A 16,065-nucleotide genomic window follows, 5' to 3' on the forward strand; every position below is an offset into this window, starting at 1 on the left:
GTCGACTGATCCGGATGATCGGTTCCGGCAGGGGCCAGTGTCATTTGCGAGCGAACTGTTGATAGTTCGAAGCGCTGGCGTTGAGATCGAGCTTCAAGACAGCGTCGATTTCGTCTTCCGTGGGAGAATAGTTGTAGAGCCGTTCAAATCCCTTTTTCACCTCGGCGCGCAGATCGAAATGGAAGAGGTTCGGATGAGCAAGGTTTGCAAGCCACATCCAGGTAAACGGGCTTTCGTGGCTGGCGCTATCCCATACATATCCACCATTCGGTGTCTTGTAGACACGCCCGGTCTTGGCGGCGGTAGTCTGCGACAAAACTTCGTTCTCGAGTATCGTTTCGCGTCCGGCGTCAGTTTCCGCAGCTGTCAGCATGATAAGGTCGGGGTTCCACGCTGCAATTTGTTCTGCGTTGACTTCTGCCTGAACACCCAGGCCCTTGCCAACATTGTCGCCGCCAACCAGCGTGATGAAGAAGTTCTGGTAGCTCTTTTCCCCCGTCGCAGTGAATTTGCCTTTGGAGGAGCGCAGGTGAAGGATCTTCGGCTTGCGTTCCGCTGGGTGCGCCGCAAGCGTGGATTTGACGTCTGCAATGACTTCGTCACGCCACGCAAACAGAGCCCTCGCCTTTTCCGGTTTGCCAAGAATGTTTGCCACGAGGCTGATGTTTTCGCGGGCGAGCTCTTCCGTACCGCCATTGCCGCCTCCGACCATCAGCGCGACCGGAATACCGGCGTTCCGCAGTGGCGCCACGAGTTCGTCTCCTCGACCGCCCCATTGGATGACGAGATCGGGCCTGAGCGCCGCGATTGCTTCGACATTCGGCATCCAGCCATTGCCGCCCTCCGCGACGATACCGCTTTCAATGGACGCGGCATCTGGAAACATCTTCTTGAGTAGGCCGGTTTCGAATGCTTTGCGTGAGCCGGGGTTCATGCCGACGAGATGTTCCGACGTCCCATCAACCGCGATCACTGTCGCAGCACCCGGCTGCGGCAACGTTACGATACGCGTCGCAGGCTTCGGAAGAGTGACTTCAGCGCCAGTCACATCCTTGAATGTGATGGGGTCCGCATGCAAAGGCGCCGGCGCCAGAGCCAGGATAATTGCAGCGGAGGAGAGAAGAAACTTCGAAAACATCAGGCACCTCAGAATATGAGTGTTGCAGTCATATTTTTCGTATATAGGGAGAAGCGTCTTATCAAGTCGAACAAATCGGACAATGCGAGAAGAAATATCGAACAGACTTGCCTCCCTTTCCATCCGTGATCTGATGTTGGTTTTGGCCGTGCATCGGTGCGGAGGTTTTCGCGCGGCTGCCGAGGAGATGGGTATCAGCGCCTCAGGGCTATCGCATCAAGTGCGCAAAGCCGAGACAGTGTTGGGCACAACTGTATTCGAGCGCGGCGCCCGCAAGGTCACTCCGACTGACGCCGGTGGCGACATCCTCAGGCGTATCGGCATGCTCCTCCAGCAAGTTGCTGCGCTGGGTCATGAGACCAGCCGAAGGACGGGGGCATTCGGCGGGCGCCTCCGCGTCGGGATGATCTCGACAGTCGGCCCATTCCTCATTCCTCAAACAGTCGGGTTCGTTCAGAAACGCTATCCGCGTCTTGAACTCGCGTTCATGGAAGGGAAGCACGAAGGCCTCAGCCGGCGACTGAAAGAAGGCGAGATCGATCTCGTGATCACGGCGTGCCCTGTACTCGATGAGGCGTTCCAACAGGTCGAGCTTCTCAACGAGCCATTTCACCTCCTCACCAGCGTGGACAATCCGGTCATCCAACGTGATCAGATCGAACCAGCCGATCTCGCCAAACTCGATCTGTTGCCCTTGAGCGAAGACGACTTTCCCATGAGCATGGAGGATTCCACTCTACGGTTTGCCGACCGCTCGAATGGACCGATCTTGCGCTCTTACGGGCTCAGCATCGAAACCCGAATACGCCTCGTCAGGGAGCAGGGATACTCGTGCCTAGTTCCGTCTATTGCCTGTGGGCAATCCATCAACGGTACGCAATTTTCGTTGGCAGAAATTAAGGGGAAGCCCGTTCGTAGGCAAATCTTCGCTCTTTGGCGGCGTAGTTCACCATATCCGGTAGATCTTGAGAACTTTGCTAAGGAGCTTGTCATCCTTCTAAAGGAAGGCCAGCGATCCATAAGCTCTTGAGCGGAATCGAACTCTCGACACCATGTTTGTCTTCGCCACTTCGGACTCCTTGGCTTTCGAAGCGGACGACAGCCTATTCTCCAAGCGGAAGTTCAATTTCTTCGCGGTTGTTCAGCTATCGACGATCTTTTTGAGGCTCGCAACAATATCATCGACAGAGAGCGTAGCCGTGGTGAGCGCCATCGTTCCGATGAGGCTTGGAGTGTGCCTCAGGACATCGTCCTTAGTGATTTTGTGCCAGATCGGCAGAATTCGTGACTTACCGCTGTCTTCCAAGCCGAAAAGGCCGTCAAGTTCTCGGTTCGTCCAATGCTTTCGGAAAAACGCCTCAGAAAGGACCACTACTGCGTAGCGTGAGTTTGCAAGACCGTGGTCGATGCGTTTTCGAAGGTTGTCGCCCCACTGAATATTGTCATTGTCGTAAAAAACCTTCAAACCCGCAGCCTTCGCTTTGTCAGCCAACTCCTGAACCAAGTCATCCTTGTCCTCCGACGCGTGAGAAATGAACACGTCGAATGTCTCGGGAACATTCGCGACGAGCGCTGCAGTCGAGTGGCTTGTCGCCATTCCTGCAACAACTCGATTCTCTAATTCTTTTTGGCGCCTGAACTGATCAGTTTGCTGCTTCTGAATTTCTTTCGCGACCTTCGCGCGCTGGCTGTCCTCTTCTTTGGTAAGAGCGGTCTGAGCCTTCATGAGTTCAGCGGTCTTTTTGGCAATATCCTTTGCGATCGATGCCCTCTTGGAGGCCGCTGATGAGGCATCCTTTTGAGCACTTTCAGCCAACCTCAACTTCGACTGCACCGTCGAAATGGATTTTGATTTAGTGGCCTCGATGCTTGCTTTGTTCGCCTTTGCTAGGGCATCTGACTCCTTCTTTGCCTCTTGGGCGTCCTTCTTGCGATAGTCGGAGAGCTGGTTCTGAAGTCGAATGATAGCTTGTTGGCGGGACGAAATTGTCATTGAGCATCCGTGTATGAAGAAAGCTGGGGTTAGGTGGTTAAAGCCGCGGGGCTGAGGGCGCGCGATCGCTGTGATGGTTTCGAGATCGACCAGACGGGGAACGGCTCCGCGCCGGAGAGATATTGACCGACGCGGTGCTTCGCCTCGCCGCGCCAGAGTGAATAGTCGCTGCCGCGGTGGATCGCGGCGAACTCTCCAGCGATCCCGCGCAGGAAGGCTAACACGTCGAGGGCAGTGTCGGCTCTGCTCATTCGTCCCACGGCCCAAGTTTCACGTCGATGAAGCCGGCCGGGTAGCCCCGAGCCATGACGCCGAAATTGGGCTCGCCTTCGCTATGAACGGCGAGGACATGCTCAGGACCGAGCGGCTGATGCGTGTAGAGGTCGAACGCATGTTTGTCCGGCTGGCAGCCGAGCAACCGGCCATAAGTGGCAACCACGGCCTCAGCCGCCGAGTAACCATGGCGGGAATGGACGAGCGGGATGGCAATCTCCAGGACACGCGGCCGACCGATCTGCTTCAGCATGTCCTGAAGTGCCGCATCTCGCTGCCAGAAATAGGCTGACTCGCCGCCCCAGCTCTCGAGGAGCAATTCAACGCCGCCGTCTTCGATGTCGATGGGATGCGAGACCATCCAGAACTTGTCGGAGCGGGAGTCGAGCTGATCGCTTTGGTACGGGCTGTCGGCGAACAAGCGATCTGCGACCTCTTGACTGAATGCGCCAGCAGCAACTTGCGCCGCGAAGCGTGATCGGATGGTGTCGAGGCTAGATGGATAAATGCCGCCCTGTCGAAGCACATCGACTTCCGCGTCGGTCAAGCGGGTATAGTGCCAAGCGCGGATCGTGCGGACTTCCATCAGCCGCATGATATGCTCCTTCACCCACATGAACTCGCCCGCATAAGGATTCTCGGGATAGGGCATGGTGCGATCGGAGGCCTCACGCTCCAGCCATTGGCGGCGTGAGGTGAGCATGTAATCGCGGATGACATCGGTGTGGGCGTCGAGGTCGCCGCGCAACTCGCTGTCGAAGGTTCCGACGTCCCAGACGTCAATGATGGAGACGCCCTCGGTCATGCCTCATTCTCGCTTCTTGCTGCGATCCGCGCGCATGACGGACCGACCAACTCCCAAACCCCTTCGATGATCGATTCCAGCGAAACAGCGTCTAGTTCGAGGGACGCAGCGTAAGCACGCCATTGCCGTTGCTTCCCTTCGTCGCCAAACATTTCGACCGAGAGACCTGGTGGGCGCTCTTTCGGGATCGACGTCCGCCGGCGCTCGAACGTCGCGCGAATGGCCTCGTCCAGATCGTAAGCAGAAATGTCGATCGCGCGCGGTATCGCCCACAGGTCGTAATAGTCCTTCATGCGCCCGTTGAGGACGCCAAGCGCCACCATCGCCTGGAATTTCTCGGCGATCACCGTTGCGGGGGGATAGGAACGAACCTGCGGAGCGGGAAAATCCAGCAGGGCTGGATAGTCGAGCCGCTGCGTCGCGTCGGCCATAGCGTCTCCGAAGCCGATGTCGATTGTAACGGGGATGCGGGTCCTTTCGAGATAGGCTGCGGTCTTGAGACGAACGCCGCCATATTCCATTTCTTCCCGAATGACTGTTGCAGCGAGCGCATCGATGTCGAAGGCGAGTCCGTCGTCGCTCTCAGTCGCCATGATCTCCCCGAAGTCGGCGATCAGGCGGGCAGGGTCTGCGTCCCCATGTCCGAGAAAGTCCGCATCCCGCGTCACCCGATTATCGTCGGCCACCCAGACCGTTACCAACATACCGCCTTTCAGGACGAAGCGGTCCCGATGCGCTGAGATTGACAGGCGATACAGCAGCCGTTCGAGCGCGAACCGTACCAGCAAGACGTCGAAGGCGCGACCTTCTTTGCGGGCGATATTGAGCAGCCGATCCTTGACCGACTTCGCCATGTTCGCTGGTGCTTTAGCCATTGGAGGTGAGCGCCTCAAGATAGGGTTGCATGACCGTCCAGGCGCCGCCGGCCTTCGCGGCCTGGGCGATTGCGCTTGGAGTTGCCTTGCGTTGCTGGAGAGCAGCACGCAGGCCTTCTACAGCAACCGATCGGTCCACCAGTTTGGGGTTTCGGAACAGGTCAGCAAGGGTTTTCGGGATCGAATAGACCGGAACGTCAATGCCGGCGATTACTTGATATTCGATGCCCTGTCGCAGATATGGTTCCGTGAAGCGGACCATACGCAGCGGGGGATAGGACTGCACGGGCGCCCAATCGCTCCTCCCGATCGCTATCCAGACGCGCCGCGGCATCTGGTCGGTCAGTCCGTGGAAGGCGAGCGCCGACACCAGAGCGATGACGCCTTTGGGCGCACGCATGATGGCTTCAGCAAGGATCTGGTTCTCTTCGACTTCAGCGTCACGCCTCTGATAAACGCCGCGCGAGATACGCTCGATTTCACCGCCCTCGACGGCGCGCGCGATCGTTTGTGCGCTGATGCCAGCCTCGCGCAGTTCATGCGCATGCATCATGCTGCGCGCAGCGAGCAGGTTTCTGAGCTTTGCTTTTTGCGAATCTTGCGCCGATGGCATGTTACAAATCCTCTAATGGTTCGCGATCTTATCAGAGGTTTTGTCACGCACCATCCCTGCATGAGCAAATAATAGACGGCCAGCCTCCAACGAGCTCAGATTATCTGCCGGAATGTCTTTTCGATCCATTCGGCGCCAGCAGCGAAAGCCGAGAATTGCCCCGGCCCGGCATAAATGAAACGCAACTGGCCCACCGACGTTCGGTTTTCGCGAGTGTGACGCTGACGACGAAACGGCCGTCAGAGGGAAGCCCGTGAGGGTCCACAATTCCCCCCGATCCCGTTTTTCCTCTGTTTAAGCCCTCTACCTTCTTAGCTTTGTCCCGAGGGAGCCGCCCTGACCGAAGGGACACGCTCACGCCTCTTAAACCTTTAAGACATTTTCTGATGGCATCGTCTGTAGTCCCGTTATGCGTCGCGCGGACCTGACCGGAGGACGTTCATCCGTGAAACGCTGAAACCGTCGTGGGAGACCCGCTTCATAGTCTCATGCGACCAACCTGCGTCAGTTGTGAAGCGAACGAGTACGCCGGAACAAGTCTACTGCCTTGATGCGCCCATCTATTCGCGCCCGAGTAGTTCCAGCAGAAGACGGCGAGCTTTGTATCAAGCTCCGCCCCCTCCTTAGCTGCCTATATCACCCCCCACGCCCGAAACCTCCCCCTCCCCGTCATCTCGCGCAGCCCAAGCTCCAAAACGATCCGCCGCGCCGCCTGCGGCGTCATTTCCAGCGTCTTAGCCACCATCCCGGCCGAAACGAGCGGGCGCGCCATGACCAGCGCGACCAGCTCCGGTAGCTTTGACGATGTCCGACGCCCGTCAAGTTTCCGGTCCATCATCGTTTTCGCCAGCATCAGCCGGTCATGTTCCTTCAGCCCGATCTCGGCGGCTGCGATCAGCCCCTGGGCGATCGCCAGCAATCGTGTTTCCCTATTGCGATGCCGGCGCCGATCGACGGGAATGGTTTTCAGGCCGAGATTGATGGCGGCGAGATGGGCACCAGTGGTGATGCCCGCCTGGCGCAGGATAGACGCCGCCAACAGTCTGCCGAGCCAGGGCGCATGCTGCAGCACCGCCAGCTCGTTCCAGGCATCGAGAGTCACGATCGCCTGCAGCACCGCTGGCAAGTTTTCGGCCTGCCGCAACACGCCGCGCCATTCGTCGAGCCGGGCATCCTCGTCCCAGTCGAGATCATAGACCAGCGGATCGGCCGGAGCCCGGCCGGGCTTTTTGGCTCGTTCGATCGCGGCGTCAGAGCGCGCGAGGATCGCGTCGATCGCGGCATAGTCGACGCCGGGCAGATCTTTGACGTCGTCACCATCATCCCCCTCCCCTTCCGCGTCGATCGCGACCGCAGCCCGAATAACTCTGGCCGTTGGCGCCTCGTCCCCGCCGCCCGACCCGATCTCCGAGGTTTTCCGCAGCGAGCGGATGCCGTCGGCAGAGAGCGCCCAATCCGGGGATTGGCCGGCGACCCGCCGACGAGTGCGCAGGACGTCGCGGGCGATTGTCAGCTCATGGGTCGGTGTGCGAATATCTCTGACATCGTCGTGCAGGACGAGGTCCTCGAGATGCACCAGTTCGCCGTCGATCCACAGCGAGGCACAGGCGTCGGCGTACTGGGATCGTTCAATCCAGCCTGCGCCGACCGGCGAACGGGCCACCCGCTCATCGAGACGCGTAAGCGCGGTACCGGCGTCGAAGGCCGGCCGCATCAAGGCCGTCATGCTGATTTTCGCGAGATCATAAGCCATTGAAATCATGGTAAATGATTTGCTATAAAAACTCTATCTAAATGTTATGGTTCCTCACATGGTATGATTGTGGGTTGGCGCTATAACCTACGATAAGTAACCCTTATCGGAGGTGATTGATTTCGAGTCACAAATCAGCGAAAACCGTTGCAAGGCACGGTGCCAGCGCCGTCGAAACCGTCGATCCGGAGTTACTCTGTGGGGAAGCAATCTATTTCCAGGACCGGAGTCGATCGCCGCGCCGACGAACTCGACACCATTGCCAGCGTGCTGCCGATCGACCGTCGCGACGAACTGGCCGAACTGCTGACCGACCAGGATATCGAAACCCTGCGCCATCTGGTCAATGAGGGCATGGGCGAGAATACGCTGCGGGCGCTGACGTCCGACCTTGCCTATCTGCAGGCCTGGTCATTGGCCGCCACCGGCGGCTCCCTCCCCTGGCCAGCACCCGAGGCTTTGCTGCTCAAATTCGTCGCTCACCATCTCTGGCAGCCGGACCAGCGCGAGATCGATCCTCACCACGGAATGCCGTCTGCTGTCGAGCAGAGCCTGCGCGATCAACGCTTTCTTCGTTCGTCCGGGCCGCATGCGCCCGATACGGTGCGCCGGCGGCTTGCCAGCTGGTCGACGCTGACGAAATGGCGTGGGCTGACCGGCCACTTTTCCTCCCCCTCCCTGAAATCAGCGATACGGCTCGCTGTCCGCGCGACGCCGCGTCCGAGGAAACGCAAGAGCGCCAAGGCAGTGACTGGCGACGTCCTGGCAAAGCTGCTCGCCACCTGCAACACCGACAGCCTCCGCGATATCCGTGACCGGGCAATCCTGATGGTGGCCTTCGCCTCGGGCGGTCGCCGTCGCAGCGAGATCGCTGGTTTGCGCCGCGAACAGCTAACCGTCGAGCCGCCCATCACGGTCGAAAACGGCCCTCCCCTCCCCTCCCTCGCCATCCATCTCGGACGCACCAAGACGTCTGGCTCTGATCGCGACGAGGTGGTTTATCTGACGGGCCGGCCCGTGGATGCGCTCAATGTCTGGATAGCGGCTGCGAGGATCGAGGGCGGGAGCGTGTTTCGGAAGGTTGATCGCTGGGGCAATATTTCGAAGCGGGCACTTGAGCCATCTGCCGTCAATGCGATCGTCAAGCAGCGGGCGGCGCTGGCGGGGCTGGATCCTGGGGAGTTTTCCGCGCACGGGCTGCGATCGGGATACTTAACCGAGGCTGCGAATAGGGGTGTTCCGCTGCCAGAGGCCATGGAGCAGTCGTGCCATCGCTCAGTGCAACAGGCCTCAAGCTACTATAACAATGCAACACGTCGCAATGGTCGGGCTGCGAGATTGCTCTAGTTGCGGCTTTCTGACATGAACCTGCGCATGCGGCGAAGGCAATATGGGCTACAGGGCCCCTGCTTTGCGGACATAAACTGCTCAGACCTTTGAACCGTGCCGCGAGCGCTCGGCGATGCTCGAAAGATCGACCTTCTTGCCCGCGACATCAGCGACGATTTTCAACGTGCCACCGAGGGATTCGACATAATCGCGAAGCGTCGACAGCTTCATGTCGGCGCGCTTCTCCAGTCTTGAGACGTTGGTCTGCTTGAAACCGGTCGCAGCAGAAACGTCTTCCTGCGTCCGTCCAGCAAGTGCCCGCAATTCCCGTAGATTGTGCGCCGTGACGAGCGCGTCGGCACGCTTCGCAATGGCGCGCTGTTCATCCTCGGGCAGCGTCTGTATCAGCTTATCGAGATCATCCATGTCTCTTCTCCAACTCGCTCAAATGCTCGTCGTACCGTTTGTCCGCCAGATCGATCAGCCGTTTGTAGAAGAGCTTCTGGCTCACACCGCTCTTCGCACCACCGCAGAGAACCACAGCCTTTCGTTCCGGATCGAAGGCAAAGGCGAATCGCCATTGCACCTTCAAGACCTTGACGCGCAGCTCTTTCATGTTCGCGTGTCTGGAGCCTTCGAGGGTGTCGACCTCAGGTCGTCCCAGTCGAAAGCCCTTCTCGCGAAGCAGCACCAAATGCGCGAGCAACTCGACCCGGACATCGGCCGGAAGGTCTGTGATCTCGCCTTTGAAGCGGTCGTGAAACACGACCTTCCACTCCGTCATTTCATATCCTAAATGATATAGATACTTTGGGATATATAGTCCACTCCTTCGCTCGAGGCAATGCGTACTTCGTTCAGAAATCGGCTGAATGGTTTTTTGCCAAGGCTTCCAGCAAATCGCTCGGCCAACCGATCTCGTCGGAACGCATCGGTGACCAGGTCGACGAAGGCGCGCGTCTTGGCAGGTAGCAGGGTGCGCGAAGCGTAATAGAGCGAAATCGCCCCCGCATCGGAGTACAAATGCGGCAGCAGACGGACAAGGCTGCCGTCTTCCAGCGCCGGCAGGACATCAGGCACAGCAAGCATCGCAACACCGAGGATTTGCCTACCATCATTTACAACGGCCGCTGTTGGCGCATTCCGGCCAATCCGGAAGATTCCAATGATCCTAGCAGGCAATAAACTGTATCATCCCAAGGCGTTTGATTCCGCTAAATCAAGCGGATCGACAGCCTAAAGTCGTGGCAAATCACGGCGAAGATCACAGCTGGACGCACGGACATTGAGGGAGCACTACAAGATTATGAGCTTCTCAATCGCTTCGGATGGTGGCCTTGTGACGCTGGCCTCGGGCGAGCTCGACAAATCGGCGTTTTACCTCTTCGAACAGTGCAGGAGGCAGTGGCCCGTGATATCCGCTCTCGCTGTCAACGGGCCGCACGTCAGGCCCCGGCCAGACGAAGCGGTTGCTTTCGGTCAGCACAATCCAGGATCGCTCGTCATCGAGACCCAGGCGGCGCTTGGTGGCAGGCGGGATTTCGATTGCTTCAACGGGATCAGACGGCGGGGAATGCGTAATTGGCAGGATACGTACTGCAGGCGTCCCGTCCTCAAGCGTAGCAACAATGCCAGCACCAGAGCAGGGCGATCCTTGTCACCCTCCTCTCGTCCTTCCAGATGCTGCCAATGCCAGAGATAGGAATAGCGAAAGACCCAGCCGACCTTGGGTTCAGTCGGCAGCATTCTTGTCCATCAGCAGTTCGGCATTGAGATGATCCAGGCCAAGCTCCATCGTCGATGCCTCAATGTCGGCAAGCTCGTCGTCACTGATTGCAGCCGTCAGATCGACCCGACGGTCCCGCTTGGCCAGGCGCAGGTAATCTTCGTAGGCCATGAGCACCGTGCGCGGCCGGCCGTTCTTCGTGATGATCACCGGCTCTCGCACGGCCGCATCCTGGTAGGCGCCGAAATTTTTCGAAACTGCGGCGGCCGTAACTGTGGAGGTCATGTTAAAACTCCTTTTTACGGAATATACGGAAATTACGGAAGTTTTGCAATCTCGCGCGGCCGTCTTTCGTTACTTTGCCATGACATGTCAAACTGACGCTAGAGCCGCATCGCTTGGATATGGAGCGGTCATATCGGGTTAGAAAAAGAGAATGCGCATTTTGATCGATGTCGACGAAGCAACCGAAGGGTTGGAGGAGTTGATCGTGTTGGCAAGTCGCGGTGGCGAGATCCTGATCTGCCGTAGGGGAAAACCAGTTGCATAGTTAGCAGCGATTCAGAAAATCGCGGGTCCTTTGCATGACGTCTGGACCTCAGCGCCCGAAGGCCGTGTTTATATCCCGGCTAGCACAACATCGAACAATGACGATTCCAGTCGATAATGGTCCTTCCCTCCTCTCCCTTGCCATTCATCTCGGGCGCATAAAGACCTCAGGCGCCGACAGTGAAGATGTCATCTATCTGGCAGGAAGGCCGGTGGACGCACTGAATGTCTGGCTCGCGACAGCCAGGATCGACAAGGGCAGCGTGTTCCGGGCAATCGATCGCTGGGGCAATGTCTCGCGCCGAACCCTCCATCCGAAATCGGTCAACGATATCGTTAAGCACCGAGCGACGCTGCTGGCGTCGACCCGGAGGAATACTCGGCGCATGGGCTGCGATCGGGCTATCTCACTGAGGCTGCCAATCGCGGCATCCCCCTGCCAGAAGCGATGGAGCAGTCAAGGCATCGTTCACTGCAGCAGGCCTCAAGCTACTACTACAGCGCCAACCGTCGAAGCGGCCGGTCATCGAGATTGCTGGATAGCGATTGAATGTGAGGCTAGTTCTGTCCGAGATCAGCACCCAAAAGACAGAAAGCCAAGCCATCCAAGCCAGCACCATAGCCACGATTGTAGGGGTCAAATGAAAGTATGGGCATGAAAAGTTCTTTTAAGAATGGATATTTTTCAGCCTTTCAATTTCAGGAAATCCGACAGGAGCACACCAATAGCTCGATTACTTTCAAGCGGAAGCTTCGACCAACCACGATTGTCCATTTCGGCACTGTCTCGCAGCCACCCCAGCACCTTCTCCACCTCGCCTCACCGAACGAGCTGGCAGATTGTCAAAAAGACGTATTTCGACTACAGCTAATTTACGCTTTAGCAGAACTCGTGAGTAGGACGCAGAGGTGGAACAGCACGTGGAGATCTGCCCAGCCAGACCCGACGATTTCCCTGCCATTCGAGCCTTGTGCAACGGCTTCATCGACTGGTGCCGGTCGCGCTATGGCGAGAACGCTTGGTTCGTCGACCGCTACTACACGCCAGAAGCATGGGCCGCACTCCTGGACAGCCTGCCGAGGATCCACTCCGCCCCAAATGGGGAGATCCTTGTTGCCCGCCTCAACGGAAAGATAGTCGGCTGTGTGATGATGCAGCGGATCGACAAACACACATGCGAGATGAAGCGCATGTTCATCTGCCCGGAGGGCCGAGGCTTAGGGCTGGGCCGACGTCTCGCCGAGAACATCCTGCTCGTGGCCGCTGAGCGGGACTACGCCACCATGCGGCTAGATACCGGCCGCAACCACGATGAGGCGCTAAGCCTGTACCGTTCTCTGGGCTTCCAGGAGATCGCACCCTACTACGAAGCACCTCCTGAACTACGCAACCATCTCATTTTCATGGAAGCTGCCCTGGCGGGATAGCTCCGTCGCCCTCTCTAGATCAGCCCTCACCCCGGTGCAGCCGCGGAGCGCTGTCTTAGACGATCCCGAGTATGCTTCACGGTGGGCGTTTTCATGATAGCCCGCAGGCAAATCGGCAAGAGTATCTGGCAAGCCATACCACGCCAGCCTCTTGATCTTTGAATATTGATACATGGCCGGAGAGAACCTTGGCCATGAAGCCGCTAGGTAAAAATTGAGCACCGGGTTTTCAGCTTAGCGCTTCAGTTGAAATCAGGAGTTGGAAGCCACAACGGCGGTGCGTGTGAGCGGCGCTGCTGCTGACCTGACCGGCGTTTACAGAACCGATACTCGGTTGCGACCAGCCCGTTTCGATAGATACAACCCTTCGTCAGCGCGTTTGAGGACGTCGCTGGAAAAGCGATCCGGCTGACTGAATTCGCTAACGCCGCCGCTGATCGTCGCGTCGTACCGCAAGCTTTCCCTCAGGATAATCGGAACGTGCTCCCTCAGTAACTCTGCAATTTCCAGCGCATCGCCCCGATGGGTTTCGGGCATCACGATCACGAACTCATCGCCACCGAAACGGGCAATCACATCACTCTGGCGCAATCGCTGTCGACACAGGCGGGCTATTTCGATCAGGGCGGCATCGCCTGCCTGATGGCCCATCTCATCATTGAGCCGTTTGAAATTGTCGAGATCGAAAATAAGTACCGACGTCTGGGATTTTTCCCGTTCAAAAACCGCAAGCCGTTGATCCAGTGTCTCTATCAGCTTCCGCCGATTGTACAGCCCCGTCAGTGCATCTGTCTCACTCAGTTGGATTAGCTTTTGCTGAACCGCGTTCTTGTCAGTGATGTTGCTCGCGACCCAGACGACGGCGGCCTCGCCCTCCACCTCAAAATCAAGGGCCTGAACGCGGCCTTCAAACCAGATTGAGTAACTAGGGCCGTCACCGACGACTTTGACGTCACTTCCGCTGAGTTCGTATTCGACGATATGCAGCGCGCCGCCTTCCAACGCCTTTTCGATTTCGGCAGCGAACCACTGCGCCTTCTCCTCTTTCAGCACATCAAATATGTTGCGCCCGACAAGACCACTACCGTCATGATAATGCCTGAGGTCTTTCCCGCCAAATATCGCTGAGTATCGGCCACTGCGCGTCAGGATGAACGCAGGGTCAGGAAGGGCTGAGAGGATGGACGTCAATTGCTGCTGCGTAAACAAGGCATCACTTTCCCACATTGCCTGACGACGGGAGCCTGTTGGAAGAAACAACCGCATCTGCAACCGCGCAGACATGGATTTGATCAACAAACCGGCCACTTAGTGCCGGTAAAATTGCCACAACAGCATTTCATTTTTCTGAATGTGCAATTCACGCAGACGAGAATGGCGTCCTTGACTGAAAGCTTGATGTCACCTTGTGGGTGACTGGCGGTCGAAGCGGTGCCGCTTGAACAATGCACAGTCGTCGCCCGCAGCGGTGCCTCTACGTCGATTTGTCCTTCTGACCAAAGCGAGTTGTTGCCCATGCAGCCATGGATGTATTCGTGTTCATTACAACGGTCGAATGGCTTCGTTTCTCATCGAGGTTCTTTTTCCGAGCGCTCGTTCAAGCGACAAGCATTCTCGCAGTGCCATGACACACCGACCAGTGCCCCACTGTGAGATGGCCAGGAGACAATATCAATGCCTGCTGGAAACTCTTGCTATTTCGGCCAGGATGAACGGGATAGGCTCTCATTCTCCCACGGCAATACCTTCACGGCGTGGATCGGCGCTGCCGACGAGGCCATCTGCCTTTAGTTCGACTGCGTGCAGGCCGGAAGTCATTTCCGTCACATTCACTTCGTAACCGAGCGTCGTCAGCGGATCGGCAAGCGCCTCCGCTGTGGTACCCGCCTCGATGTCATACTTGCCGAAGCGGTTGATAAGATGCGGTGCAGCGACGATCTCCTCCACTGGCATGCCCCAATCGATATAGCCGAGCAGCGCCTGCACGACATAGCCGATGATCTGGCTGCCGCCGGGCGAACCGATCGCCAGCACCGGCTTTCCCTCCTTCATCACAATCGTCGGCGCCATGGAAGAGCGAGGGCGCTTGCCAGGTTCCACACGGTTGGCAACCGGCAAGCCCCCATTATGTGTCCTGAAAGAGAAGTCGGTGAGTTCGTTGTTGAGAAGAAAACCGCCTGTCATGAGGCGCGAGCCGAAGCCGTTCTCGATTGTAGTGGTCATTGAGACGACATTGCCTTCTCGGTCAACGATGACGAAATGGCTGGTGGATGGCAATTCTAACGCAACATCTCTCCCGAACAGCAGCGCATGATCCCAAGTCGGCTCGCCAGCCGTCACCTGATCATCTGAAAGCGCTTTGTTCCCATCGAGCAGTCTTGCTCGTTCTCCAAGATAATCCTTGCTCAGCAGGCCCTTGACTGGTGCGGGGACAAAATCCGTATCGGCAAGATAACGTTCGCGATCAGCGAAGGCTAGGCGTTGTGCGTCGCCAATCAGCCGCCAGCTCTGCACGTGGTCGGGGCCGAGAGCCCTGATGTCGAAATTCTCGAGCATGCCGAGGATCTGTCCGATTGCGACGGCTCCAGACGAAGGCGGTCCCATGCCGCAAACATCGAAGGAGCGGTAGGTAAGGCAGACCGGCTGGCGCTCCTTGACGCGGTAGTTCGCAAGGTCGGCAAGCGACAAGACGCCCGGATTGCCCGCGGCTTCACGCACGGTATTGACAATTGCTTCAGCGATTGGCCCCTCATAGAAGGCGTCCGCGCCACCTTCAGCGATGGTCTTTAGCGTGGCCGCGTAACTCTTGTTCTTCAATACTGCACCGGCCACTAGTGGGGCACCGTCTGGACCAAAGAAATAGGAGCGGGCACCTTCATAGCGTTTCAGCTTGTCGCCCTCGCCGGCCACCAGCTTCGCCAGTCGCGGCGAGACTTCAAATCCGTCGATCGCAAGCTTCTCCGCCGGCGTGAAGAGCTCCGCCCAGGACAGCTTGCCGTAGCGGCTATGCACCACATCCATCAAGCGCACGGTACCAGGGGTACCGACAGAGCGACCTCCGACCACGGCATCCATGAATTTCAGCGGCTGTCCATCTGCGTCAAGGAACAGCTTCGGCGTAGCCAAAAGCGGTGCGGTTTCGCGCCCGTCGAAAGTCGTGAGCTTGCCGGATGATGCATCGTAATAAACAAGAAAGGCACCGCCGCCGAGGCCGGAACTCTGTGGCTCCACGAGGCCGAGCACTGTCTGAACGACCACGAGGGCGTCGATGGCATTGCCACCACTGGCAAGGATTTTTCGACCGGCCTCTGCGGCAAGCGGATTGGCGGCCGCAACCATGAAGTTCTTCGCTTCCACCCGTTTGGCTGAGGTGACATTCGTCGCCTTCTCGGGAGCAATCGTATCCGAAGCCTGCTGAGCGAGTGCCAACTGCGGGCACGAAAACACGAATGCGAAAACAAGGGCCAATGAAACTGCGCGCATAGTCGCCTCCCTTTTTTGGTCGGTCGATTGTGAAGGACAGGGAAGATAAGGACAAGGTCCACGCTCTGGATCTTCCTCTCGCCTATGGCAATCCGCCCAA

General features: G+C 57.8%; 15 protein-coding genes and 3 pseudogenes. 4 read left to right on the plus strand and 14 right to left on the minus strand.

Going from position 1 to position 16,065, the window contains the following annotated elements; all coding sequences use genetic code 11:
• Positions 1-40: 40 nt before the first annotated feature.
• Positions 41-1,138 (minus strand): ABC transporter substrate-binding protein, encoded by a 1,098-nt coding sequence (locus GVK95_RS19590; RefSeq protein WP_159952451.1) that lies wholly within the window; start codon positions 1,136-1,138, stop codon positions 41-43.
• Between the two features lie 82 nt (positions 1,139-1,220).
• Here GVK95_RS19590 and GVK95_RS19595 point away from each other — a divergent pair, with 82 nt between their 5' ends.
• Positions 1,221-2,168, plus strand: a complete 948-nt coding sequence (locus GVK95_RS19595) for a LysR family transcriptional regulator (RefSeq protein ID WP_210252961.1) — start codon at positions 1,221-1,223, stop codon at positions 2,166-2,168.
• A 111-nt stretch (positions 2,169-2,279) separates the two neighbouring features.
• Here GVK95_RS19595 and GVK95_RS19600 read toward each other — a convergent pair whose 3' ends face one another.
• The 6 genes from GVK95_RS19600 to GVK95_RS19625 form a co-directional block, all read right to left on the minus strand.
• The gene (locus tag GVK95_RS19600; protein ID WP_159952375.1) at positions 2,280-3,131 is read right to left on the minus strand and encodes a toll/interleukin-1 receptor domain-containing protein; all 852 of its coding nucleotides are present in this window, start codon (positions 3,129-3,131) and stop codon (positions 2,280-2,282) included.
• Between the two features lie 29 nt (positions 3,132-3,160).
• Positions 3,161-3,382, minus strand: a complete 222-nt coding sequence (locus tag GVK95_RS19605; protein WP_159952376.1) for a hypothetical protein — start codon at positions 3,380-3,382, stop codon at positions 3,161-3,163.
• The gene (locus GVK95_RS19610; protein ID WP_159952377.1) at positions 3,379-4,209 is read right to left on the minus strand and encodes a hypothetical protein; all 831 of its coding nucleotides are present in this window, start codon (positions 4,207-4,209) and stop codon (positions 3,379-3,381) included. The genes GVK95_RS19605 and GVK95_RS19610 overlap by 4 nt, the downstream gene beginning before the upstream one ends.
• Complete coding sequence (locus GVK95_RS19615) at positions 4,206-5,063, minus strand: nucleotidyl transferase AbiEii/AbiGii toxin family protein (RefSeq protein WP_244618828.1); 858 nt, start codon at positions 5,061-5,063, stop codon at positions 4,206-4,208. Before GVK95_RS19615 ends, GVK95_RS19610 begins: the two co-directional genes overlap by 4 nt.
• A gap of 13 nt (positions 5,064-5,076) precedes the next feature.
• Entirely contained in the window at positions 5,077-5,697 is a 621-nt protein-coding gene (locus tag GVK95_RS19620) for an AbiEi antitoxin N-terminal domain-containing protein (RefSeq protein ID WP_159952379.1), read from the minus strand.
• A 631-nt stretch (positions 5,698-6,328) separates the two neighbouring features.
• Entirely contained in the window at positions 6,329-7,459 is a 1,131-nt protein-coding gene (locus GVK95_RS19625) for an RHE_PE00001 family protein (protein WP_200844339.1), read from the minus strand.
• A 189-nt stretch (positions 7,460-7,648) separates the two neighbouring features.
• Between GVK95_RS19625 and GVK95_RS19630 the strand changes: the two genes are divergently transcribed.
• Positions 7,649-8,797 (plus strand): tyrosine-type recombinase/integrase, encoded by a 1,149-nt coding sequence (locus GVK95_RS19630; protein ID WP_159952380.1) that lies wholly within the window; start codon positions 7,649-7,651, stop codon positions 8,795-8,797.
• 81 nt (positions 8,798-8,878) lie between these two features.
• Here the strand turns inward: GVK95_RS19630 and GVK95_RS19635 are convergent, their stop codons facing one another.
• The 5 genes and pseudogenes from GVK95_RS19635 to GVK95_RS19655 form a co-directional block, all read right to left on the minus strand.
• Entirely contained in the window at positions 8,879-9,205 is a 327-nt protein-coding gene (locus GVK95_RS19635; RefSeq protein ID WP_159952381.1) for a helix-turn-helix transcriptional regulator, read from the minus strand.
• Positions 9,198-9,563 carry a type II toxin-antitoxin system RelE/ParE family toxin gene (locus tag GVK95_RS19640; RefSeq protein ID WP_159952382.1) on the minus strand — a complete coding sequence of 122 codons (366 nt, stop codon included), beginning with the start codon at positions 9,561-9,563 and terminating at the stop codon, positions 9,198-9,200. Before GVK95_RS19640 ends, GVK95_RS19635 begins: the two co-directional genes overlap by 8 nt.
• Before the next feature lie 98 nt (positions 9,564-9,661).
• Positions 9,662-9,880 (minus strand): annotated as a pseudogene (locus GVK95_RS19645) (LysR family transcriptional regulator); the annotation flags it as partial.
• 214 nt (positions 9,881-10,094) lie between these two features.
• Positions 10,095-10,525: pseudogene (locus GVK95_RS19650) on the minus strand (plasmid maintenance toxin (PemK-like)).
• Positions 10,512-10,790, minus strand: coding sequence for a type II toxin-antitoxin system Phd/YefM family antitoxin (locus GVK95_RS19655; RefSeq protein WP_159952383.1), 279 nt, complete (start codon positions 10,788-10,790; stop codon positions 10,512-10,514). The pseudogene GVK95_RS19650 and the gene GVK95_RS19655 overlap by 14 nt, the downstream one beginning before the upstream one ends.
• Before the next feature lie 368 nt (positions 10,791-11,158).
• On the opposite strand from GVK95_RS19655, the pseudogene GVK95_RS25295 reads away from it, so the two are divergent.
• Both GVK95_RS25295 and GVK95_RS19660 read left to right on the plus strand, forming a co-directional pair.
• A pseudogene (locus GVK95_RS25295) lies at positions 11,159-11,604 on the plus strand (tyrosine-type recombinase/integrase); the annotation flags it as partial.
• 359 nt (positions 11,605-11,963) lie between these two features.
• Positions 11,964-12,482, plus strand: coding sequence for a GNAT family N-acetyltransferase (locus GVK95_RS19660; RefSeq protein WP_159952384.1), 519 nt, complete (start codon positions 11,964-11,966; stop codon positions 12,480-12,482).
• A gap of 315 nt (positions 12,483-12,797) precedes the next feature.
• Here the strand turns inward: GVK95_RS19660 and GVK95_RS19665 are convergent, their stop codons facing one another.
• Positions 12,798-13,778: a sensor domain-containing diguanylate cyclase gene (locus GVK95_RS19665; protein WP_244618829.1), complete on the minus strand. Its 981-nt coding sequence runs from the start codon at positions 13,776-13,778 to the stop codon at positions 12,798-12,800.
• 429 nt (positions 13,779-14,207) lie between these two features.
• Positions 14,208-15,965, minus strand: coding sequence for a gamma-glutamyltransferase (gene ggt / locus GVK95_RS19670; RefSeq protein WP_159952454.1), 1,758 nt, complete (start codon positions 15,963-15,965; stop codon positions 14,208-14,210).
• Between the last annotated feature and the right edge of the window lie 100 nt (positions 15,966-16,065).

The organism is Rhizobium sp. 18065 (assembly GCF_902706095.1).
In the GTDB taxonomy this organism is placed as follows: Bacteria; Pseudomonadota; Alphaproteobacteria; order Rhizobiales; family Rhizobiaceae; genus Allorhizobium.

Coding starts and splice junctions, on each gene's coding strand:
- GVK95_RS19590 (WP_159952451.1), bottom strand. CDS start 1,138: ATGTTTTCGAAGTTTCTTCTCTCCTCCGCTGCAATTATCCTGGCTCTG.
- GVK95_RS19595 (WP_210252961.1), top strand. CDS start 1,221: ATGCGAGAAGAAATATCGAACAGACTTGCCTCCCTTTCCATCCGTGAT.
- GVK95_RS19600 (WP_159952375.1), bottom strand. CDS start 3,131: ATGACAATTTCGTCCCGCCAACAAGCTATCATTCGACTTCAGAACCAG.
- GVK95_RS19605 (WP_159952376.1), bottom strand. CDS start 3,382: ATGAGCAGAGCCGACACTGCCCTCGACGTGTTAGCCTTCCTGCGCGGG.
- GVK95_RS19610 (WP_159952377.1), bottom strand. CDS start 4,209: ATGACCGAGGGCGTCTCCATCATTGACGTCTGGGACGTCGGAACCTTC.
- GVK95_RS19615 (WP_244618828.1), bottom strand. CDS start 5,063: ATGGCGAAGTCGGTCAAGGATCGGCTGCTCAATATCGCCCGCAAAGAA.
- GVK95_RS19620 (WP_159952379.1), bottom strand. CDS start 5,697: ATGCCATCGGCGCAAGATTCGCAAAAAGCAAAGCTCAGAAACCTGCTC.
- GVK95_RS19625 (WP_200844339.1), bottom strand. CDS start 7,459: ATGATTTCAATGGCTTATGATCTCGCGAAAATCAGCATGACGGCCTTG.
- GVK95_RS19635 (WP_159952381.1), bottom strand. CDS start 9,205: ATGGATGATCTCGATAAGCTGATACAGACGCTGCCCGAGGATGAACAG.
- GVK95_RS19640 (WP_159952382.1), bottom strand. CDS start 9,563: ATGACGGAGTGGAAGGTCGTGTTTCACGACCGCTTCAAAGGCGAGATC.
- GVK95_RS19655 (WP_159952383.1), bottom strand. CDS start 10,790: ATGACCTCCACAGTTACGGCCGCCGCAGTTTCGAAAAATTTCGGCGCC.
- ggt (WP_159952454.1), bottom strand. CDS start 15,965: ATGCGCGCAGTTTCATTGGCCCTTGTTTTCGCATTCGTGTTTTCGTGC.